This window comes from Pseudomonas sp. NFACC41-3, assembly GCF_900109505.1.
In the GTDB taxonomy this organism is placed as follows: Bacteria; Pseudomonadota; Gammaproteobacteria; order Pseudomonadales; family Pseudomonadaceae; genus Aquipseudomonas; species Aquipseudomonas chlororaphis.
Genome location: NZ_FOAE01000003.1, coordinates 78,288 through 98,653, shown reverse-complemented (window position 1 = coordinate 98,653; position 20,366 = coordinate 78,288). Strand labels below are relative to the sequence as shown.

Annotated in this window: 23 protein-coding genes; 12 read left to right on the top strand and 11 right to left on the bottom strand. The window is 64.1% G+C overall.

Annotated elements, in window-relative coordinates:
- Positions 1-17 precede the first annotated feature (17 nt).
- Positions 18-524 (bottom strand): peptide deformylase, encoded by a 507-nt coding sequence (gene def, locus BMY68_RS14675; protein WP_009041482.1) that lies wholly within the window; start codon positions 522-524, stop codon positions 18-20.
- Positions 525-676: 152 nt separating this feature from the next.
- Here def and BMY68_RS14670 point away from each other — a divergent pair, with 152 nt between their 5' ends.
- The 3 genes from BMY68_RS14670 (at position 677) to BMY68_RS14660 (ending at position 3,648) form a co-directional block, all read left to right on the top strand.
- Entirely contained in the window at positions 677-1,702 is a 1,026-nt protein-coding gene (locus BMY68_RS14670; protein WP_009041483.1) for a LysM peptidoglycan-binding domain-containing protein, read from the top strand.
- A gap of 81 nt (positions 1,703-1,783) precedes the next feature.
- Entirely contained in the window at positions 1,784-2,893 is a 1,110-nt protein-coding gene (dprA, locus tag BMY68_RS14665; protein ID WP_085532620.1) for a DNA-processing protein DprA, read from the top strand.
- 197 nt (positions 2,894-3,090) lie between these two features.
- Positions 3,091-3,648, top strand: coding sequence for an L-threonylcarbamoyladenylate synthase type 1 TsaC (locus BMY68_RS14660; protein WP_007926207.1), 558 nt, complete (start codon positions 3,091-3,093; stop codon positions 3,646-3,648).
- 52 nt (positions 3,649-3,700) lie between these two features.
- On the opposite strand, the gene BMY68_RS14655 is transcribed toward BMY68_RS14660, so the two are convergent.
- Positions 3,701-4,678 carry an NADPH:quinone reductase gene (locus tag BMY68_RS14655; protein ID WP_085532618.1) on the bottom strand — a complete coding sequence of 326 codons (978 nt, stop codon included), beginning with the start codon at positions 4,676-4,678 and terminating at the stop codon, positions 3,701-3,703.
- A gap of 168 nt (positions 4,679-4,846) precedes the next feature.
- Here BMY68_RS14655 and hemF point away from each other — a divergent pair, with 168 nt between their 5' ends.
- Positions 4,847-5,764, top strand: coding sequence for an oxygen-dependent coproporphyrinogen oxidase (hemF, locus tag BMY68_RS14650; protein ID WP_009041486.1), 918 nt, complete (start codon positions 4,847-4,849; stop codon positions 5,762-5,764).
- A gap of 115 nt (positions 5,765-5,879) precedes the next feature.
- Entirely contained in the window at positions 5,880-6,701 is an 822-nt protein-coding gene (gene aroE, locus BMY68_RS14645) for a shikimate dehydrogenase (RefSeq protein WP_085532616.1), read from the top strand.
- 132 nt (positions 6,702-6,833) lie between these two features.
- On the opposite strand, the gene BMY68_RS14640 is transcribed toward aroE, so the two are convergent.
- The 3 genes from BMY68_RS14640 to betC form a co-directional block, all read right to left on the bottom strand.
- Complete coding sequence (locus BMY68_RS14640; RefSeq protein WP_085532614.1) at positions 6,834-8,402, bottom strand: SulP family inorganic anion transporter; 1,569 nt, start codon at positions 8,400-8,402, stop codon at positions 6,834-6,836.
- 187 nt (positions 8,403-8,589) lie between these two features.
- Positions 8,590-9,522 (bottom strand): choline ABC transporter substrate-binding protein, encoded by a 933-nt coding sequence (gene choX, locus BMY68_RS14635; RefSeq protein WP_085532612.1) that lies wholly within the window; start codon positions 9,520-9,522, stop codon positions 8,590-8,592.
- 15 nt (positions 9,523-9,537) lie between these two features.
- Positions 9,538-11,052, bottom strand: a complete 1,515-nt coding sequence (betC, locus tag BMY68_RS14630) for a choline-sulfatase (protein WP_085532610.1) — start codon at positions 11,050-11,052, stop codon at positions 9,538-9,540.
- 114 nt (positions 11,053-11,166) lie between these two features.
- Here betC and BMY68_RS14625 point away from each other — a divergent pair, with 114 nt between their 5' ends.
- Entirely contained in the window at positions 11,167-12,117 is a 951-nt protein-coding gene (locus tag BMY68_RS14625) for a choline sulfate utilization transcriptional regulator (protein WP_085532608.1), read from the top strand.
- A 95-nt stretch (positions 12,118-12,212) separates the two neighbouring features.
- On the opposite strand, the gene BMY68_RS14620 is transcribed toward BMY68_RS14625, so the two are convergent.
- Positions 12,213-12,863, bottom strand: a complete 651-nt coding sequence (locus tag BMY68_RS14620) for an NAD(P)-dependent oxidoreductase (protein ID WP_085532606.1) — start codon at positions 12,861-12,863, stop codon at positions 12,213-12,215.
- A gap of 80 nt (positions 12,864-12,943) precedes the next feature.
- Between BMY68_RS14620 and BMY68_RS14615 the strand changes: the two genes are divergently transcribed.
- The gene (locus BMY68_RS14615; protein WP_085532604.1) at positions 12,944-13,270 is read left to right on the top strand and encodes a DOPA 4,5-dioxygenase family protein; all 327 of its coding nucleotides are present in this window, start codon (positions 12,944-12,946) and stop codon (positions 13,268-13,270) included.
- Between the two features lie 97 nt (positions 13,271-13,367).
- Here the strand turns inward: BMY68_RS14615 and BMY68_RS14610 are convergent, their stop codons facing one another.
- The 3 genes from BMY68_RS14610 to trpB form a co-directional block, all read right to left on the bottom strand.
- Positions 13,368-13,835, bottom strand: a complete 468-nt coding sequence (locus BMY68_RS14610) for an anti-virulence regulator CigR family protein (RefSeq protein ID WP_085532602.1) — start codon at positions 13,833-13,835, stop codon at positions 13,368-13,370.
- A gap of 114 nt (positions 13,836-13,949) precedes the next feature.
- Positions 13,950-14,768 carry a tryptophan synthase subunit alpha gene (gene trpA, locus BMY68_RS14605; protein WP_085532600.1) on the bottom strand — a complete coding sequence of 273 codons (819 nt, stop codon included), beginning with the start codon at positions 14,766-14,768 and terminating at the stop codon, positions 13,950-13,952.
- Complete coding sequence (trpB, locus tag BMY68_RS14600) at positions 14,768-16,003, bottom strand: tryptophan synthase subunit beta (RefSeq protein WP_009041495.1); 1,236 nt, start codon at positions 16,001-16,003, stop codon at positions 14,768-14,770. The genes trpA and trpB overlap by 1 nt, the downstream gene beginning before the upstream one ends.
- A 127-nt stretch (positions 16,004-16,130) precedes the next feature.
- On the opposite strand from trpB, the gene BMY68_RS14595 reads away from it, so the two are divergent.
- Positions 16,131-17,024 (top strand): LysR family transcriptional regulator, encoded by an 894-nt coding sequence (locus BMY68_RS14595; RefSeq protein WP_085532598.1) that lies wholly within the window; start codon positions 16,131-16,133, stop codon positions 17,022-17,024.
- Here the strand turns inward: BMY68_RS14595 and BMY68_RS14590 are convergent.
- A complete protein-coding gene (locus BMY68_RS14590) occupies positions 17,021-17,347 on the bottom strand; it encodes an ElaB/YgaM/YqjD family protein (protein WP_007926179.1) in 327 nt (108 codons plus the stop codon). The two genes, BMY68_RS14595 and BMY68_RS14590, sit on opposite strands and share 4 nt — an antisense overlap.
- Positions 17,348-17,503: 156 nt before the next feature.
- Here BMY68_RS14590 and BMY68_RS14585 point away from each other — a divergent pair, with 156 nt between their 5' ends.
- A complete protein-coding gene (locus BMY68_RS14585; RefSeq protein WP_009041497.1) occupies positions 17,504-17,719 on the top strand; it encodes a dodecin in 216 nt (71 codons plus the stop codon).
- A gap of 129 nt (positions 17,720-17,848) precedes the next feature.
- Positions 17,849-18,073, top strand: a complete 225-nt coding sequence (locus tag BMY68_RS14580; protein ID WP_085532596.1) for a DUF1161 domain-containing protein — start codon at positions 17,849-17,851, stop codon at positions 18,071-18,073.
- Positions 18,074-18,236: 163 nt separating this feature from the next.
- On the opposite strand, the gene BMY68_RS14575 is transcribed toward BMY68_RS14580, so the two are convergent.
- Positions 18,237-19,238: an LLM class flavin-dependent oxidoreductase gene (locus tag BMY68_RS14575; RefSeq protein ID WP_009041499.1), complete on the bottom strand. Its 1,002-nt coding sequence runs from the start codon at positions 19,236-19,238 to the stop codon at positions 18,237-18,239.
- A gap of 242 nt (positions 19,239-19,480) precedes the next feature.
- Between BMY68_RS14575 and BMY68_RS14570 the strand changes: the two genes are divergently transcribed.
- Entirely contained in the window at positions 19,481-19,912 is a 432-nt protein-coding gene (locus tag BMY68_RS14570; RefSeq protein WP_009041500.1) for an OsmC family protein, read from the top strand.
- A gap of 210 nt (positions 19,913-20,122) precedes the next feature.
- Positions 20,123-20,362, top strand: coding sequence for a DUF1161 domain-containing protein (locus BMY68_RS14565; protein WP_009041501.1), 240 nt, complete (start codon positions 20,123-20,125; stop codon positions 20,360-20,362).
- The last annotated feature ends 4 nt before the right edge of the window (positions 20,363-20,366 follow it).

The window sequence follows — 20,366 nt, the reverse complement described above, 5'->3', positions numbered from 1 at the left end:
CCTTTGGAAGAAGGGAATCAAGCTTGCTGACGATGCTGCTTTTCCAGCTTCTTCTTGATCCGGTCGCGTTTGAGCGTGGACAGGTAATCGACGAACAATTTGCCGTTGAGGTGGTCGCATTCGTGCTGGATGCACACCGCGAGCAGGCCTTCGGCGATCAGTTCGTAAGGTTGGCCGTCACGGTCCAGGGCCTTGATTTTCACGCGTTGCGGACGATCGACATTCTCGTAGAAGCCCGGTACCGACAGGCAGCCTTCCTGGTACTGGCCCATTTCGTCGGTGAGCGCTTCGAACTCGGGGTTGATGAACACCCGCGGCTCGCTGCGGTCTTCGGACAGGTCCATGACCACGATGCGCTTGTGCACGTTGACCTGGGTAGCGGCCAGGCCGATGCCGGGCGCCTCATACATTGTTTCAAACATGTCGTCGACCAACTGACGCACTTCGTCGTCCACTACGGCCACTGGTTTGGCGATAGTGCGCAGGCGCGAGTCGGGGAATTCGAGGATGTTTAAAATGGCCATAAGCGTAATTGCTACACGTGTGAAGTAAGTTCGGAGTCGGAGGCCTTGCGGGTTCTGGAAGGGCAACCGTTGTAAAACGTGCTCGGTCAGGAGCAGGGAGCGCACAGGCGCTGGCGTTTCACGCGAATACACATAATAAAGGGATTCACCGCATGAGGAAATCACTACTCGCCTTGCTGCTCGTGGGCTGGGCCGGTTTCGGCCAGGCGCAGGTGCCGCTCCGGGAGGGTTATCCACAGCGCTACACCGTAGTGGCGGGCGATACCTTGTGGAGCATCGCCAGCCGCTTCCTGCGCGATCCCTGGCAATGGCCGGCGCTCTGGCAGGCCAATTCCAGCCTCGCCGACCCCGACCTGATCTACCCCGGCGACTCCCTGGCGCTGGTCCGGGTCGATGGCGAACCACGCCTGACCCTGGAGCGCGGCGCTTCCCGGGGCACCGTCAAGCTCTCGCCCCAGGTGCGCCGCACGCCACTGGTCGAGGCGATCCCGAGCATTCCACTGCAGGCCATCGACAGCTTTCTGCTGAGCAACCGCATCCTCGACCGGGCCGACGCCTTCGACAGCGCCCCCTACATAGTCGCCGGCGATGCCGAACGGGTACTCAGCGGCACTGGCGACCGGATCTTCGCGCGCGGCCGCTTCGACCCGGAGCAATCGGCCTACGGCATCTTCCGCCAGGGCAAGACCTACACCGACCCGCAGAGCGGCGAACTGCTGGGAATCAATGCCGACGAAATCGGCGGCGGCGAGGTGGTCGCGGTCGAGGGCGATATCGCCACCCTGCAACTGCAGCGCACCACCCAGGAAGTGCGCCTGGGCGACCGCCTGTTCGGCGGCGAGCCGCGGGTCATCAACTCGACCTTTGTCCCCAGTGCGCCGAGCCGGGCGGTCGAGGGCCTGATCATCGACGTGCCACGGGGTGTCACCCAGATCGGTGCGCTGGATGTGGTGACGTTGAACAAGGGACGGCGCGATGGCCTGGCTGAAGGCAACGTGCTGGCGGTAATGAAAACCGGCGAAACCGTGCGCGACCGGGTAGCCGGTGGACAAGTGAAGATGCCGGATGAGCGGGCCGGTCTGCTGATGGTTTTCCGCACCTACGACAAGCTCAGTTACGGCCTGGTGCTCAACGCTTCCCGTTCCCTGGCGATCATGGACAAAGTCCGTAACCCGTAAAAACCCTCAACAAGTTACCAACAGAGTTATCCACAGCTTATTCCTGCTGCGACCGGGCTTATAACGATCAAGGATGATCCCATGTCACTGTCTGCCCAGGCTCCGGTTTCCCCCGCGGAACTGGAAGCCCGTCTACGTTTGCACCGCTTGCCGGACCTCGGCCCGAAGCGTTTTCAGCTGCTGCTCGAAGCCTTCGGTTCGGCCTCCAAGGCCATCAGCGCACCGGCCAGCGCCTGGCGCGCGCTGGGCCTGCCGGCGAGCGCGGCCGAGGCCCGGCGCAACGCCGAAGTGCGTGATGGCGCCAGCCATGCATTGGCCTGGCTGGAGCGTCCGGGCCAGCATTTACTGATGTGGGACCAGCCGGACTACCCGCCGCTGTTGAATGAAATCGCCGATGCGCCACCGCTGCTGTTTGTCGCCGGCGACCCACGCATCCTGGAAAAACCGCAGTTGGCGGTGGTCGGCAGTCGTCGCGCTTCGCGGCCCGGGATGGACACCGCCGCGGCCTTTTCCCGCAGCCTGGCCGCGGCCGGTTTTGTCATCACCAGCGGCTTGGCGCTGGGGATCGATGGCGCGGCGCACCAGGCTGCGCTGGAGGTCGGCGGACAGACTGTCGGCGTGCTGGGCACCGGCCTGGAAAAACTTTATCCACAGCGCAACCGGCGCCTGGCCGACGCCATGATCGCCCAGGGCAGCGCGCTGGTTTCCGAGTTCCCGCTGGAGACCGGGCCCCACGCCAGCCACTTTCCCCGGCGCAACCGGATCATCAGCGGCCTGTCCCTTGGCGTGCTGGTGGTGGAGGCCAGCGTCGCCAGTGGTTCGCTGATCACCGCCCGGCTCGCCGCCGAGCAAGGCCGCGAGGTGTATGCGATACCCGGGTCGATCCATCACCCCGGGGCCCGGGGCTGTCATCAGCTGATTCGCGATGGCGCGGTGCTGGTGGAAACCATCGAACATATCCTCGAAGCCCTGCGTGGCTGGCAACGGCTGCCGTTATCCACGGCCCCGCCAACAGCTGCGCCCGCTCACCCGTTGCTGGCGCTGTTGCATGCCGCGCCGCAGACCGGCGAGGGCCTGGTGCAGGCCAGTGGCTGGAGCCTGCCCAGGGTGCTGGCGGCGCTCACCGAACTGGAGCTGGAGGGCCATGCGACGTGCGAAGGCGGTTGCTGGTTTGCCCGGGCAAAAGGCTAAGGCTCTGTACGAAAAGTGGCTGCGCTCGGCCATGCTGCGTTAAAAACAGGCTCGGAATGCTCATTTAGGCCCCTAAACTCCGCTTCCTCGCCTGTTTTTGCCTTGCCTGGCCTTCGCTCGCCGACTTTTCGTACAGACCCTAGGCTTTATAGGCAGGATCGGTAAACTGCGCACAGCCTTAATCCGGAGAGTCAGCAATGGTCAGCAGTTGGCGTGTGCAACAAGCCGCACGAGAAATTCGCGCAGGGGCGGTGATTGCCTATCCAACCGAAGCAGTCTGGGGGTTGGGTTGCGACCCGTGGAACGAAGAGGCGGTGGACCGGTTGCTGGCCATCAAGTCGCGCTCCGTGGACAAGGGCCTGATCCTGATCGCCGACAACATCCGCCAGTTCGATTTTCTCTTCGAGGATTTTCCCCAGGAATGGCTCGATCGCATGGCCAGCACTTGGCCGGGCCCGAACACCTGGCTGGTACCCCATCAGAATCTGTTGCCGGAATGGGTCACCGGGGTCCACGACACCGTGGCCCTGCGAGTCAGCGATCATCCACTGGTGCGTGAGTTGTGCGCCTTGGTGGGGCCGCTGATTTCCACCTCGGCCAACCCTCAGGGACGCCCTGCGGCCCGCACGCGGATTCGCGTCGAGCAGTATTTCCGCGGGCAGTTGGACATGGTCCTGGGCGGCAGCCTGGGCGGGCGCAAGAACCCGAGCCTGATCCGCGACCTGGTGACTGGCAAGATCGTGCGTCCGGCCTGACACCGCGTCGTCGTTTATCGCGGGCAAGCCGGATCGCCGCCCGCGATGCATTTCAAGGCAACAGAATGGTCGAACCCGTGGTGCGCCGCGCCGCCAGTTCGGTCTGCGCCTTCGCCGCTTCCGCCAGCGGGTAACGCTGGCCGATCTCGATCTTCAGCTTGCCGCTGGCGATCATGGCGAACAGATCGTCGGCCATGGCCTGCAGGTTCTCGGCGTTGTTGGCGTAGGTGCCCAGGGTCGGACGGGTGACGTACAGCGAGCCCTTGGCCGCCAGGATGCCCAGGTTGACCCCCTCCACCGCGCCCGAGGCGTTGCCGAAGCTGACCATCAGGCCCCGCGCTTGCAGGCAGTCCAGCGAGGTCAGCCAGGTGTCCTTGCCCACGCCGTCGTAGACCACCGGGCATTTCTTGCCGTCGGTCAGCTCCAGCACGCGCTTGGCCACGTCTTCATGGCTGTAGTCGATGGTTTCCCAGGCACCAAGGGATTTCGCCAGCGCGGCTTTTTGCGGCGAGCTGACGGTGCCGATCAGCTTCACCCCCAGGGCCTTGGCCCACTGGCAGGCGAGCAGCCCGACCCCGCCGGCGGCGGCGTGGAACAGCACGATCTCGCCGCCCTTGAGCTCGTAGGTCTGGCGCAGCAGGTACTGCACGGTCAGGCCCTTGAGCATCACCCCGGCCGCCTGTTCGAAGCTGATGCTGTCCGGCAGGTGCACCAAATTGTCCGCGGGCAGCACATGCACTTCGCTGTAGGCGCCCAGCGGGCCGCTGCCATAGGCCACGCGATCGCCGACCTTGAAGCGGGTCACGGCGCTGCCCACCGCCTCGACCACCCCGGCCCCTTCGGCGCCCAGGCCCGATGGCAAGGCCGGTGGCGCGTAGAGGCCGCTGCGGTAGTAGGTGTCGATGAAGTTCAGGCCGATGGCCTTGTTGCTCACGCGGACCTGTTGCGGGCCCGGTTCGGCGGGTTGGTAATCCACATACTCGAGCACTTCCGGGCCGCCATGGGCACGGAACTGGATACGTTTGGCCATCTGCACTCTCTCCTCGGTCGTGTCGCGAAAGTGCCTTATCGGACTCCTATGCTTGACCGCCGTCAACTGCGACCGGCCCCCGCGCAGTGTTATGCTACGCGCCCATTTGCGCAGGCCCCCCGCTGTATCCCTGGCGCCGCGTAGCTTTGCCCGATTCAAGGTGATGCCATGACTACCCGCACCGAGGCCGTAAAAGCCTACCTGCTCGACCTGCAAGACCGTATTTGCGCCGCCCTGGAAGCCGAAGACGGCGGTACGCGCTTCGTCGAAGACGCCTGGACCCGGCCGGCCGGCGGTGGCGGGCGCACCCGGGTGATTGCCGACGGTACGGTGATCGAGAAAGGCGGCGTCAACTTCTCCCACGTGTTCGGCAGCGGCTTGCCGCCGTCCGCCAGCGCCCACCGGCCGGAACTGGCCGGCCGTGGTTTCGAGGCGCTGGGCGTGTCGCTGGTGATCCACCCGCACAACCCGCATGTGCCGACTTCCCACGCCAACGTACGGTTCTTCATCGCCGAAAAGGCAGGCGAAGAGCCGGTCTGGTGGTTCGGTGGCGGTTTCGACCTCACCCCCTACTACGCCAACGAGGAAGACTGCGTGCACTGGCACCGCGTCGCACAAAAGGCCTGCGCGCCCTTCGGCCCGGACGTCTACCCGCGCTACAAGGCCTGGTGCGACAGCTACTTCCATATCAAGCATCGCAATGAACCGCGCGGCATCGGTGGCCTGTTCTTCGACGACCTCAACGAGTGGGACTTCGACACCAGCTTCGCCTTCATGCGCGCCATCGGCGACGCCTACCTCGAGGCCTACCTGCCGATCGTCCAGCGCCGCAAGGCCCTGGGCTATACCGAGAAGCAGCGCGAGTTCCAGGAATACCGTCGCGGCCGTTATGTCGAGTTCAACCTGGTCTACGATCGAGGCACCCTGTTCGGCCTGCAATCGGGCGGGCGCACCGAGTCGATCCTCATGTCCCTGCCGCCGCAGGTGCGCTGGGGCTACGACTGGAAAGCCGAGCCGGGCAGCGAAGAAGCGCGCCTGACCGAATATTTCCTGCAGGACCGCGACTGGCTGGCGGGCTCTGCGTAAAGCGTTGCAGCCGGCCGGCCGGCGCTGGACGATAATGCGATTGAACAGAACAGCGCAGCGTCCCTGTCGCCAGCAAGCTGGTTCCTTACAGGGATGTGCATGAGGGTTTTATTGGATGGATCAGTATGTCGTTTTTGGTAACCCGATCGGCCACAGCAAGTCGCCACTGATTCATCGGCTGTTCGCCGAGCAGACGGCGCAGCGGCTGGTCTACACCACTCTGCTGGCGCCCCTCGACGATTTCGCCGGTTGTGCCCGCGGATTCTTCGTGGATGGGCGTGGCGCCAATGTCACGGTGCCGTTCAAGGAGGAGGCCTACCGCCTGGCCGACAGCCTGACCGCCCGCGCCCAGCGCGCCGGCGCGGTGAACACCTTGAGCAAACTCGCCGATGGCAGCCTGCTGGGCGACAACACCGACGGCGCCGGCCTGGTGCGCGACCTGACGGTCAACGCCGGCTTCAGCCTCAAGGGCAAGCGCATTCTGCTGCTGGGCGCCGGCGGCGCGGTGCGTGGCGCGCTGGAGCCGCTGCTGGCGGAGCAGCCGGCGTCGCTGATCATCGCCAACCGCACAGTGGAAAAGGCCGAGCTGCTGGCGGAGCTGTTCAGCGACCTGGGGCCGGTGTCGGCCAGTGGTTTCGACTGGCTGCGCGAGCCGGTGGACCTGATCATCAACGCCACCTCGGCCAGCCTCACCGGCGACGTGCCGCCGATCGCCGCCAGCCTGATCGAGCCGGGCCAGACGTTGTGCTACGACATGATGTATGGCAAGGAGCCGACCGCCTTCTGTCGCTGGGCCAGCCAGTATGGCGCGGCGATTTCCATGGATGGCCTGGGCATGCTCGCCGAACAGGCAGCGGAAGCCTTCTTCCTGTGGCGCGGTGTGCGTCCGGACACCGCGCCGGTGCTGGCGGAGCTGCGGCGCCAGCTGGCGCTCTGACACTGCTTCCTTCTTTCTATTGTAGGAGCGAGCTTGCTCGCGATAGCCGCGAAGCGGTGGTGTGACAGCCACAGCGCATCATTGTTGAGGTTCATCGCGAGCAAGCTCACTTCTACATAATCTTCGCCCGGCTCAATCCTCAAACCGGATCGGGCATTGCTCCGCGCCTTCGAGCTTTCTCAACTCTTCGATCACCGAGGCCCGCGCGCGACGCAGGGTCAGGCTGCGGTTCTGCCGCAGCAGGCGGCGGGCTTCCTGGTGCAGCATGGCCACCCCGGAATAGTCGATGAAGTTGATCTGCCGGGCGTCGATCACCAGGCGCGGCGCATGGCAGCGCTGCATGCGCACTTGCAGGTAATGGCTGGCGCCGAAAAAGATCGAGCCACCGACCCGCAGGATGTCCTCGTCGCCTTCGCGCCCATGCTGCACGCGCGGTTGCGAGGTGCGCTTGAGGTAGAAGAACAGCGACGCCAGGACCCCGGCATAGATCGCCGTCTGCAATTCCAGGAGCAAGGTGGCGACACAGGTCAGGCCCATCACCACGAACTCGGCGCGGCTGACCCGGAACAGCGCGCGAATGCCGCGGTGGTCCACCAGGCCCCAGCAGAGCAGCAGGATGCTCCCGGCCATGGCCGGGATCGGGATATGCGCGATCAGCGCCGCGCCGGCCACGGCGAACAGGGCCACCCACAACGCCGAGAACACTCCGGCCAGCGGCGAACAGGCACCGGCCTCGTAGCTCAGGCCGGAGCGGGTAAAAGAGCCGGACGACAGATAGCCGGAGAAAAACGCGCCAACGATATTCGACAGGCCCTGGGCGCGGACTTCCTGGTTGGCATCGAGCAACTGTTCGGAGCGTGCCGACAGCGAGCGGGCGATCGACAGGCTGGTCACCAACCCCAGCATGCCCACCGCCACGGCGCTGGGCAGCAGGCGCAGGATCATGTCCAGGTCCAGCGGCAGCGGGCTGAACGGCGGCAGCCGGCCGGTAAAGGCGCTGACCAGTTTTACCTGGCCGAACAGCGCCGGCCACAGCCACACCACCAGAGCGCTGAGGATCAGGCTGATCAGCAGCGAGGGCCAGCGCGGCACCAGCAACTTCAGGGCCAGGCCGACGACCAGCGTGCCCAGGCCGAGGATCAGCGAGGGGTTATCCACGGCATCGAGATGGGAGAACAGCGAGGTCAGGCTGTTCAGCGCGGTGGCTTCGCTCGGCAAGTCCAGGCCCAGCAGGTTGGGCAGCTGCCCCAGGGCGATCACCACCGCGGCGCCGAGGGTGAAGCCGAGCACCACCGAATGGGACACGAAGTTCACCAGCGCGCCGAAGCGCAACAGCCCCAGCAGCCACTGGAACAGGCCGGCGAGCAGGGTCAGCAGCAGGATCAGGGTGATGTAGTCCTGGGACGCCGGCACCGCCAGGGGGCTGACGCTGGCGTAGAGGACGATGGAAATCGCCGCGGTCGGGCCACAGATCAGGTGCCAGGAAGAACCCCAGAGGCAGGCGATCAGCACCGGGACGACGGCGGCATACAGGCCGTATTCCGGTGGCAGGCCGGCGATCAGGGCATAGGCGATCGATTGCGGCAGGGCGAGGATGGCGCCGCTCAGGCCCACCAGCAGGTCGCGCCCGACGCTGGCGCGGGTCTGCCGGGGCAGCCAGCTCAGGAAGGGCAAGAGTGAATGGCGATTGGGCCAGGCCATGGGTCCTCGCGGTCGGGATGGGGCGAAAGGCGTCAGGGTGGAGTGTCAGGTCGGAGCGTGCAAGGCCCGTCAGTGACGGTTGTAGTCGCTGCCGCAGGCTGCGATAGGTCCGGCAGGACCTCAACGGGCTCGAAAACCCTGCGCCCCTTCGGGTCTATCGCGGCCAGCGGCAGCGGCTACAGGTGGATTACAGCTTGGCCTGCACCGCCGGCAGCGCCTCCTTGCCGTCGAGGGTCTTCACCCCGTCCAGCCACTTGCCCAGCACTGCCGGGTTGGCCTTGATCCAGGCCTTGGCTGCGTCAAAGTTGCTGACCTTCTTGTTGGCCACCTCGGCCATGATGCTGTTCTCCATTTCCTGGGTGAAGCTCAGGTTGCCCAGCAGCTTGCCGACATTCGGGCAGGCCTGTGCATACCCCTTGCGGGTCAGGGTGTAGACGCTGCCGGTGTCGCCGAAGTACTTCTCGCCGCCCTTGAGGTAGCGCATGTTCAGCTGCACGTTCATCGGGTGCGGGGTCCAGCCGAGGAAGGTGACGAACTTCTGCCGTTTCACCGCCCGCGAGACTTCGGCGAGCATCGCCTGTTCGCTGGACTCGATCAGCTTCCACTGGCCGAGGTTGAAGTCGTTCTTCTTGATGATCTCCTGCAACGACAAGTTGGCCGGGGCCCCGGAGCCGATGCCGTAGAGCTTCTTATCGAACTTGTCTGCGTACTTATTCAGGTCGTTGAAGTCATGCACGCCGGCGTCCCAGACGTAATCCGGCACCGCCAGGGTGAACTCGGTGCCGTCCAGGTTCTTCGCCAGCTGGGTGACATCGCCATTGGCCACGAACTTGTCGTAGAAGCCCTGCTGCGCCGGCATCCAGTTGCCCAGGAACACATCCACCTGGCCGTCCTTGAGCCCGCCGAAGGTGATCGGCACCGCCAGGGTGTCGATCTTGGCCTTGTAGCCCATGCTGTCCAGCAGGAAACCGGCGATGGCGTTGGTGGCGGCGATGTCGCTCCAGCCCGGGTCGGCCATCTTCACCGTCTCGCAACCCTGTTCGGCCCAGGCCAGGGCCGGGATCGAAACACTGCCCAGCGCCAGAAGCGTGGCCGTCACTGTTGTGGATAACCTTTGCATGCTCTTCCCCTTACGTTATTGGTTTTGGCAGGGTTGTGGATAACGAGCCTTGCGCTCCAGATCGTCGAGGTCGATGTGGTTGCGCATGTATTGCGCACTGGCGTCGACCAGTGGCTGGTGGTCCCAGCTCTTCAGTTTGCCCAGGCTCAAGGCGCCTGCGACGAAGCGACGGCGGCGCTGGCTGGCGAGTACCTGTTGGTGGATGGCCGGGATATCCCACTTGGCCCGCGCCTCGCGGAGAAAATCCTCGAATAGAGGGCGATGTTGCGGCGATTGGCTGAGTTCTTCCTGCTCGCGCGGGTCGTTGGCCACATCGAACAGCAGGCACGGGTCGTCTTCGCTGTAGATGAACTTGTAGCGGCCGCGGCGAATCATCATCAGCGGGCTGATGGTGCCTTCGGCCATGTATTCGCCGAAGACTTCGTCATGCCCGCCCTGCCCTTGCAGGTGCGGTACCAGGGAGCGGCCATCCAGCGCCAGGCCCGGTTGCAGCTGGCCTCCGGCCAGTTCCACCAGGGTCGGCAGCAGGTCGGCGGTCGAGACCGCCTGGCTTACCCGGCCGGCGGTGAACTGCCCCGGCGCGCTGATCAGCAGCGGCACCCGCGCGGCCATTTCGAACCAGTGCATTTTGTACCAGAGGCCGCGCTCGCCGAGCATGTCGCCGTGGTCGCCGGAGAAAACAATGATGGTGTCGTCGATCAGCCCGGTTTCCTCCAGGGTTTCCAGGAGTTTGCCGACGTTGCTGTCGATATAGCTGCATGCACCGAAATAGGCGCGACGCGCGTCGCGAATCTTATCCACAGGCAGTGGCTTGTCCCACAGGTCGTAAACCTTGAGCAGGCGTTGGGAATGCGGGTCGAGCTCGGTCTGGGCCGGGGTCTGCGGCAGCGGAATATCCTCGTCGCGGTACAGGTCCCAGAAGGCCTTGGGAATGGTGTACGGGTCGTGCGGGTGGGTCATCGACACGGTCAGGCAGAACGGCTGGTCGCCGTCTTCGCGAACGTGATCGAACAGATACTGGCGGGCCTTGAACACCACCTCTTCGTCGAAATCCAGCTGGTTGGTGCGCACGCATGGCCCGGCCTGCAGCACCGAAGACATGTTGTGGTACCAGCTCGGGCGCACGTCCGGTTCGTCCCAGTTCACCGCCCAGCCATAGTCGGCCGGGTAGATATCGCTGGTCAGGCGTTCTTCGTAACCGTGCATCTGGTCCGGGCCGCAGAAATGCATCTTGCCCGACAGCGCCGTGCGGTAGCCCTGGCGGCGCAGGTAATGGGCGTAGGTCGGGACATCGGCGGGGAAGTCGGCGGCGTTGTCATAGGCGCCGATCTTGCTCGGCAACTGGCCGCTGACCAGGGTGAAACGCGAGGGCGCGCACAGCGGGCTGTTGCAGTAGGCGGCGTCGAACACCACGCCTTGGGCGGCGAGACGGCTCAGATGCGGCAGCTTGATGGGCGATGGACCGTAGAACGGCAACATTGGCGCGGCCATCTGATCGGCCATGATGAAAAGAATGTTCTTGCGCTTCATGTATTCGCGGCATTCCATAGTGGGCAGTTATGCGAAAGTGCTGCGATCGAGCATGTAACCCAAGGCTTTTACGGTAAAGCCCACGTACGGCAATGACTAGGATAAGCACAGCTTATGTATGAAGCGCTCGGCGACCTGTCCCTGGACCTGTTCCGCGTATTCGAGGCGGCGGCGCGCCAACGCAGCTTTACCGCCGCGGCGGTGGAACTGGGCACCACCCAGCCGGCCATCAGCCAGCAGATCAAGCGGCTGGAGGAGCAGCTCGGCACCCGGCTGTTCGACCGCATTTACCGTGGCATCGAACTGACCGAGGCCGGCAGCCAGTTGTTCGAACAGGTGCAGGCCGGCTTGCAGAGCATCGACAGCGGCCTGAGCGCCATCACCGCCCAGCATCAGCATGAGGTGCTGCAGGTGGCCACCGACTTCGCCTTCGCCGCCTACTGGCTGATGCCGCGCCTGCACCGCTTCCACGCCGCCAATCCGCAGGTGGATGTGAGTCTGGTCACCAGCGAGCGCAGCCACAACATGCTGCGCACCGATATCGACGTGGCGGTGCTGTTTGGCGATGGGCGTTTCAAGCAGGGTGAAAGCCACTGGCTGTTCAACGAGGAAGTGTTTCCGGTGTGCAGCCCGTTGCTGCTCAAGGAGCGGCCGCTGCCCCTGGGCGCCCAGTCGCTGCTGGAGTTTCCGCTGCTGCATTTGAAGGGGGAAAACAGCAGCCACTGGTTCGACTGGAGCGGCGTGTTCCGCGAGTTGGGGATCGCCACCCCGCCGGCGCCGGGGCAGCTGCGTTTCGACAACTACACCCTGCTGATCCAGGCGGCGATCGGTGGCCAGGGCGTGGGTATTGGCTGGCGCCACCTTGTGGATAACTTGCTGGCGCAAGGTCTGTTGTGCCGGCCGATCAGCGAAACGCTGATTTCCCGCTACGGCTATTACGTGGTCCTGCCCCAGCGCAAACGCCGGGGGGCGCTGATCCAGCGGTTTTTCGACTGGCTGATGGCCGAGCAGGCCGACAGCGCGCAATCTTTGACCGGGCTGGGCCTGCCGTCGATTGCCATCTGAGGTTTGGGGTTGGCGTGGAAGCCATCGCGAGCAAGCTCGCTCCTACATGGGATCGCATAACCTTCTGTAGGAGCGAGCTTGCTCGCGATAAGGATTCAGCACACGAAGTTCACATGTTCGCCCACATGCAGGTTCAACTGCTGTTCATCGGCGATGCCGGCAGCTACCCGTGCCAGTCGCTGCACCGGCTCGACCCGCTCGGGTGCAAGGCTGTCGATGGGGTGGCTGAAGTGTTCCAGGGTCAGCCCGGGTACGCTTTGCGGCGCATTCACCAGGGTCCAGCGCAAGCTGCTGCCTTGCAGCGCGTCGAGGATGGCTTCGGCCGTCTGGCGGTGTGGGTAGCCTTCCATCTCCGGCTGGTCCAGCACCTCGAAATGCCCCACCAGGAACAGGCGCCGGACGCCCGCGGCCTGCATGCCAGCGATCAGCGCATCGACCGCGCGAAGTTGTTCCCGGGGTTCGAGCAGCAGGTTTTCCTGCTGTTCGAGGCCCATGGGCAGCCCCGGGGCATCCAGCAGGCAGACCACCACGTCGCCTCCGGCCACGCTTTGCCTGACCCGCGCGGCATCGAACAGGTCACCGCATTTGGTGCGCAAGCCGGGAAGGGGGGCGAGGGCCGTCAGGTCGTCGAGAATGGCGATGACTTCATGCTGGCGCCGCAGGAATTCCGCCATCAGCGCGCTGCCCAGGCTGCTCATGGCACCGTAGAGCACCAGCTTGACCACCGGGGTTTCGGCATTTTTCATGGCGCGGCCCGTTTCTTTACACTGCTAAGGTTATGACCTGTGGGCTGTCGCCAGGGTTCGACTTTGTCATGAGAGGTTCCATGCAACGCATCAAGGGCTATCACGCCCATGTCTATTTCGACGCCAGCACCATCGACCAGGCGCGGGCGCTGTGCGAGCAGGCGGCGCAATTGTTTCCATTGAAGATGGGGCGGGTGCATGAACGGCCGGTCGGCCCGCACCCGGACTGGAGCTGCCAGCTGGCGTTCGAGCCGCAGTACCTGGGCGAGGTGTTGCCGTGGCTGGCGCTCAATCGCAGCGGGCTGGTGGTATTCCTGCACCCGGATACCGGGGACGACCTGAAGGATCACACGGAGCATGCGGTCTGGATGGGGGCGATCCGGCCGCTGGACCTATCGATTTTTTAAGGTTTTTCGCGAGCACGCTCGCTCCTACAAGGTCAGGCGCTTTCTGTAGGAGCGAGCTTGCTCGCGATGGCATCCTTTCAAGCGCCATCAGCCCCGATCAATACAACACGCCATCGAGGATCTCGTAGACGATCCCCGTGCCCACTGCGATCAGCACGATATCGGCGCCCATGCGCCGCCATTCATAACCCGGGTAGTACGGCAGGTGCGCCAGGGCGCGGTTGTCCAGGCGTTCGCCGTAGTAGCCGCGGGGCAGCGGCTGGCCGCGCAGCAGATGGATGCCGTGGGGCGGCGGCGCGCCGCGTACGAAGTAGGTGTGGTTGTCGCGAATGGTCTCGCGCACCGGGCCGAAATCCCGGGGTGGGCCACCACGGCGGTCGGCCTGCGGGCCGCGATGTTCATCGCCCCGATTATCCCCGCGATTGTCTCCTCGATTGTCGTAGCGACCCGGTTGCGGGCCGCCGCGGTCGTGGTCGTCACGTGGGTCCGCGACCGCATGCAGCAGCGGGCTGGCGCTGAGCATCAGCACACCGAGACCGGCAATCAGGCGTTTGGGCATTTTCATCGGGTCTTCCTCAGAGCACGAACAACAAAAAGGGGCTCAGAACCTGGTTCTGAACCCCTTGGTCTTGCTGGTTAGTCTGTGGACTCTGAGGCGAATTCCTCTGTATCAGGAACTTTACCCTTGGCTGACACGGGCTTGACGCACCCCTTCGGCGAGGGAGGCGCACAGGCTCAGCACACCATCCACCGCTTGCTCGGAACTGCTGGCATTGGCGATCTGGTCGATCAGCGCCGAACCCACCACCACGCCGTCGGCGAGGCGGGCGATGGCCGCGGCCTGCTCCGGCGTACGGATGCCGAAACCGATGCTGATCGGCAGGTCGGTGTGGCGACGCAGACGGGTCACCGCCTCTTCCACGTGCTCCAGGGTGGCGGAACCGGCACCGGTCACACCGGCCACGGAGACGTAGTAGACGAAGCCCGAGCTGCCGTTCAGCACCTTCGGCAGGCGCGCGTCGTCGGTGGTCGGCGTGGTCAGGCGGATGAAGTCGATGCCGGCGGCCTGGGACGGGTCGCACAGCTCGGCGTTGTGCTCGGGCGGCATGTCGACCACGATCAGGCCGTCGACCCCGGCTTCCTTGGCTTCGGCGATGAAGCGCGGTACGCCGTAGTGGTGGATCGGGTTGAAGTACCCCATCAGCACCAGCGGCGTGTCGTTGTTGCCGACACGGAACTCGCGAACCATTTGCAGGGTTTTCGCCAGGTTTTGCTTGGCCTCCAGGGCGCGGATGTTGGCCAGCTGGATCGCTGGGCCGTCGGCCATCGGATCGGTGAAGGGCATGCCCAGTTCGATCACGTCGGCGCCGGCGGCCGGCAAGCCCTTGAGGATCGCCAGGGAAGCGTCGTAGCCCGGGTCGCCGGCGGTGACGAAGGTCACCAGGGCAGCGCGGTTCTGTTGCTTAAGCTGGGCAAAGCGCGTTTGCAGGCGGCTCATCAGTGTTTCTCCTGCTGGGATTGCTCTTGTTGAGAGTGTTCCATGTGGTGCATCACGGTTTGCATGTCTTTGTCGCCGCGGCCCGAGAGGTTGACCACCATCAGGTGATCCTTGGGCAGGTTCGGCGCGCGCTTGAACACTTCGGCCAGGGCGTGGGCGCTTTCCAGGGCCGGGATGATGCCTTCCAGGCGGCAGCACTGGTGGAACGCGGCCAGGGCTTCGTCGTCGGTCACCGAGGTGTATTCGACGCGGCCGATATCGTGCAGCCAGGCGTGTTCAGGGCCGATGCCCGGGTAGTCGAGGCCGGCGGAAATCGAGTGGGCGTCGATGATCTGGCCATCCTCGTCCTGCAGCAGGAAGGTGCGGTTGCCATGCAGCACGCCAGGCAGGCCGCCGTTCAGGCTGGCCGCGTGCTTGCCGGTCTCGATGCCGTAGCCGGCGGCTTCGACGCCGATGATCTGCACGCTCTTGTCGTCGAGGAACGGATGGAACAGGCCCATGGCGTTGGAACCGCCGCCGATGCACGCCACCAGGCTGTCCGGCAGGCGGCCTTCCTGGGCTTGCAACTGCTCGCGGGTTTCCTTGCCGATCACCGCCTGGAAGTCGCGGACCATGGCGGGATAAGGGTGCGGACCGGCCACGGTGCCGATCAGGTAGAAGGTGCTGTCGACGTTGGTCACCCAGTCACGCAGGGCTTCGTTCATCGCGTCCTTCAGGGTGCCGGTGCCGGCGACCACCGGGATCACTTCGGCGCCCAGCAGCTTCATGCGGAACACGTTGGCCTGCTGGCGCTCGATGTCGGTGGTGCCCATGTAGATCACGCAGTCCAGGCCGAAACGGGCCGCCACGGTGGCGGTGGCCACGCCGTGCATGCCGGCGCCGGTCTCGGCGATGATGCGTTTCTTGCCCATGCGCCGCGCCAGGAGGATCTGGCCGATGCAGTTGTTGATCTTGTGCGCACCGGTGTGGTTCAGCTCTTCGCGCTTGAGGTAGATCTTGGCGCCGCCGCAGTGCTCGGTCAGGCGCTCGGCGAAATACAGCGGGCTTGGACGGCCGACGTAGTCGCGCTGGAAGTAGGCCAGTTCCTTGAGGAACTCCGGATCTTCCTTGGCCGCTTCGTATTCGCGGGCCAGGTCGAGGATCAGCGGCATCAGGGTTTCGGCGACGTAACGGCCGCCGAACGCGCCGAACAGGCCGTTGGCATCAGGACCGTTGCGCAGGTTGGTCTGGTTCATGGGGCGCTCCCGGTGATTCGTCAAAAGGGTGAATGCTGGAAAGACAATGGCGTTCACTCTACCCCTGACGCCCCAGGCTGAAAACCGATAAGATCGCCACAACCTGTCAGGAAAACTCACATATCCCATGAGCCACGACCTGCCCCCGCTGAACGCCCTCCGGGCCTTCGAAGCCACCGCTCGCCTGAACAGTGTCAGTCAGGCAGCCGAACAGCTGCACGTCACCCATGGCGCGGTCAGCCGCCAGTTGAAGGTGCTCGAAGAGCATCTTGGGGTGAGCCTGTTCGTCAAGGAAGGGCGCGGCCTTAAACTCACAGATGCCGGTGTGCGCCTGCGCGATGCCAGCAGCGATGCCTTCGAGCGCCTGCGCACGGTCTGCGCCGAGCTGACCCAGAGCACCGTCGATGCGCCCTTCGTACTCGGCTGCTCCGGCAGCCTGCTGGCGCGCTGGTTCATTCCGCGCCTGGGGCGGCTGAATGCCGACCTGCCGGACCTGCGCCTGCACCTGTCGGCCGGTGAAGGCGATCTCGACCCGCGCCGGCCGGGGCTGGATGCCTTGCTGGTATTCGCCGAACCGCCGTGGCCGGCGGACATGCAGGTCTTTGAGCTGGCCAGCGAGCGCATCGGCCCGGTGCTCAGCCCGCGCTACAGCCGTTACGAGCAACTGCGCGAGGCGCCGGCCAGTGCGCTACTCAACGAGACGTTGCTACAGACCACCTCGCGCCCGCAGGCCTGGCCCAGCTGGGCACGGCAGAACGGCATCGACGCCGGGGCGCTGCAGTTCGGCCAGGGTTTCGAGCATTTGTATTATTTGCTGGAGGCCGCGGTGGCCGGGCTGGGCGTGGCGATCGCGCCGCAGCCGCTGGTGGCCGAGGACCTGCGTGCCGGACGCCTGGTTGCCCCGTGGGGCTTCTGTGAAACCCCGGGGCAACTGGCGTTGTGGCTACCCAAGCGCGCCGCCGACGGGCGCGCCCGGCAACTGGCGCAGTGGCTCAGCAACGAGCTGCGCCAGACGCCTTAATTGCCGCGCTTGCACAGCAGGTAAGCGGCCAGCAGGCCCAGCGCGCCCACGGCGACGCCGGCGGTGGTCCAGGGGTGCTGCTGGGCGTAGTCGCGGGTGGCGATCCCGGTTTCACGGGTTTTCACTTTGACTTCTTCATAGGCATCGCTGAGCAGGCTGCGCGAATGTCTCAGCGCGCTCTCGGCGTTGCTTTTCAGCGCTTTGAGGGTTTTGCGCGATTCGTCCGAAGCGTCGTCCTTGAGGCTCTCCAGGGACTTGAGCAGACTTTCGATCTCGGCTTCCATGCTTTCCAATGAGGCTTTGCGTAACGAAGTGTTGGCCATGGTGGCTCTCCTGCATTGTTGATTGAGGGTCTGTAGGGTCCGACTGCGCGGCCTGGCGAAAGTGCATTAAATCTGAACTTCGATGGGCCGGGGCTCACTCAAGTGTTGCCGCTAATCGCTGCTAGGCTTTGATCTACCTCATAAGGAGAGCGCGCCATGTCTGATCATCACACCTACAAGAAAGTCGAACTGGTCGGTTCGTCCCCTAGCAGCATCGAAGACGCCATCAACAATGCGCTGGCCGAAGCCAGCAAAAGCATCCAGCACCTGGAGTGGTTCGAGGTCACGGAAACCCGTGGGCATATCAAGGATGGCAAGGCTGCGCATTTCCAGGTCACGCTCAAAGTCGGTTTCCGCATTGCCAACAGCTGAACCTGGGCTAGGCTGTTGAACTTGTGCGCTGGCCGATTGCCATAGGGAATGGCAAAGCGCTATATCTGCCTCGATGCCGAACAGGCCGGGGCTTGACGCTTATTTTGATTCGACCAGGGAATGTGACCGATGAAAAAACTGGTAATGGCTTTAGCGTTGTTGAGTGTCGCGGGAACAGCCCTTGCTGCCGGCAAATCATGCGAAGAGCTGAAAAGCGAAATCGCCGCGAAGATCGATGCCAAAGGGGTGTCGGGTTATTCGCTGGAAATTGTCGAAAAAGGCAGCGCGACTGACGGCAAAGTGGTCGGTACCTGCGAAGGCGGTACCAAGGAAATCGTCTACAAGCGCGGCTGAGCCCTTGTAGCAATGAACAAAGCCGACGCAATGCGTCGGCTTTTTTGTGCCCGGTTATTACTCAGGCCAGGCATGCCCCTGTAGCCGCTGCCGCAGGCTGCGATCGCGACCGAAGGGCGCGCAGGGCCTCTGGATCACCCAGTCCTTCGGCCCGATTGCAGACTCAACCCTTCATCACTTGCGCCAGCAGTTCGTAGGAATGCAGGCGGTCGGCGTGCTCGTACAGGTCGCAGGTAAAGATCAGCTCATCGGCGCCGGTCTGTTCGATCAGCACTTCGAGTTTGGCGCGGATCTTCGCCGGGCTGCCGATCATGGCCAGGCCGAGGAAGCTGCCCACGGCCTCTTTTTCATGGGGCAGCCACAGGCCGTCCATGCTCTTCACCGGTTTGCGCTGCACCAGGCTCTGGCCGCGCATCAACGCGAGGATCCGCTGGTACACCGAGGTCGCCAGATAGTCGGCCTGTTCGTCGGTATCGGCGGCCACCAGCGGCACGCCGAGCATCACATAAGGCTTGTCGAGCACGGCCGAAGGCTTGAAGTGATTGCGGTACACACGAATCGCCTCGTGCATGTAGCGCGGCGCGAAATGCGAGGCGAAGGCGTAAGGCAAGCCGCGTTCGCCGGCCAGTTGCGCACTGAACAGGCTCGAGCCCAGCAACCACACCGGCACCTGGGTACCTGTTCCCGGCACCGCGATCACCCGTTGTTCCGGGGTGCGTGGGCCGAGGTAGGCCATCAACTCGGCCACGTCTTCAGGGAAGTCGTCGGCGCTGCCGGACCGTTCGCGGCGCAGGGCGCGTGCGGTCATCTGGTCTGACCCCGGCGCGCGGCCCAGGCCCAGGTCGATGCGCCCCGGGTACAGGCTTTCCAGGGTGCCGAACTGCTCGGCGATCACCAGCGGCGCATGGTTGGGCAGCATCACGCCGCCGGAGCCGACGCGAATGCTTGAGGTGCCGCCGGCCAGGTAGCCCAGCAGCACCGAGGTCGCGGAGCTGGCGATACCGTCCATGTTGTGGTGTTCGGCGACCCAGAAGCGGGTGTAGCCGAATTTCTCTACATGGCGGGCCAGGTCCAGGGAATTGCGCAGCGATTGCGCCGGGCTGCCGTCCTCGCGCACGGGGACCAGGTCGAGGGTGGAAAACTTAACGTCGGACAGTGGTTTCATGAACCTGCTTCTCCTTTGGTGTGCAGGCCTTTGTCATGAGCCAAAACCTGCCGAATGCTGTAAGCCTGTTTCATGCAATGTGGGCATATACCCGAGTTTCAATAGCCAGGCTGAATTTGCTGTCCGGATAAACGGCGGATTCAGACAGGATGAACTTCGCCGGGCCTTCTATCCTCTAGAACCCTGAGTAGCAGAAAACCACAAGGGCGCGGTCTTTCGCGCCCGTTCTCGAGGAGATAGACATGAGCATCATCAAGAAAGCTTCGGCTCACTGGGAAGGCGACCTGAAAACCGGCATTGGCTCGATTTCCACGGAAACCGGGGTACTGCGCGATGCACCTTACGGCTTCAAGGCGCGTTTCGAGGGCGGCAAGGGCACCAACCCGGAAGAACTGATCGGCGCCGCGCACGCGGGGTGTTTTTCCATGGCCTTCTCGATGATTCTCGGCGAGGCCGGGCTCAAGGCCGACAGCATCGACACCAACGCCGAAGTGACGCTGGACCAGGTCGATGGCGGTTTTGCGATCACCGCGGTGCACCTGATCCTCAAGGCGAAGATTCCCGGCGCCAGCCAGCAACAGTTCGATGAGCTGAGCAAGAAGGCCAAGGAAGGTTGCCCGGTGTCCAAGGTGCTGAATGCCAGGATCAGCCTGGATGCGACGCTGGTCAGCTGACGGTGTTTTAACCTGCCCTATCGCTTCGCGAGCCAGCTCGCTCACGCCTTCGAACCCGTAGGCGCGAACTGGCTCGCGATTGCGATCCTGCCGAAACTCCCGCGCCCGATATGCGCGGCGTCAGAACTCGCTTCATGAAAATGTGGTCGAATAGCCGACTGCAGGCTCAGCCCATGACCATGGGCGCTGCATCAAAGGGAGCTCCACATCATGAAACGTTTTGCCCTGGCAGTTGTTTGTTGCGCGCTGGCCACCTCGGCCCTGGCGGCTCCGAAGGATTGCGAAGAACTCAAGAAAGAGATTGAAATCAAGATCCAGGCCAACGCCGTGCCCTCCTACACCCTGGAGATTGTCAGCAAGGAGGAGGCCGAAAAGCACGACGTGGCCATGGTGGTTGGTACTTGTGAAAACGGCACCAAGGCAATCATCTATCAGCGCAACGACAGCTGATCGT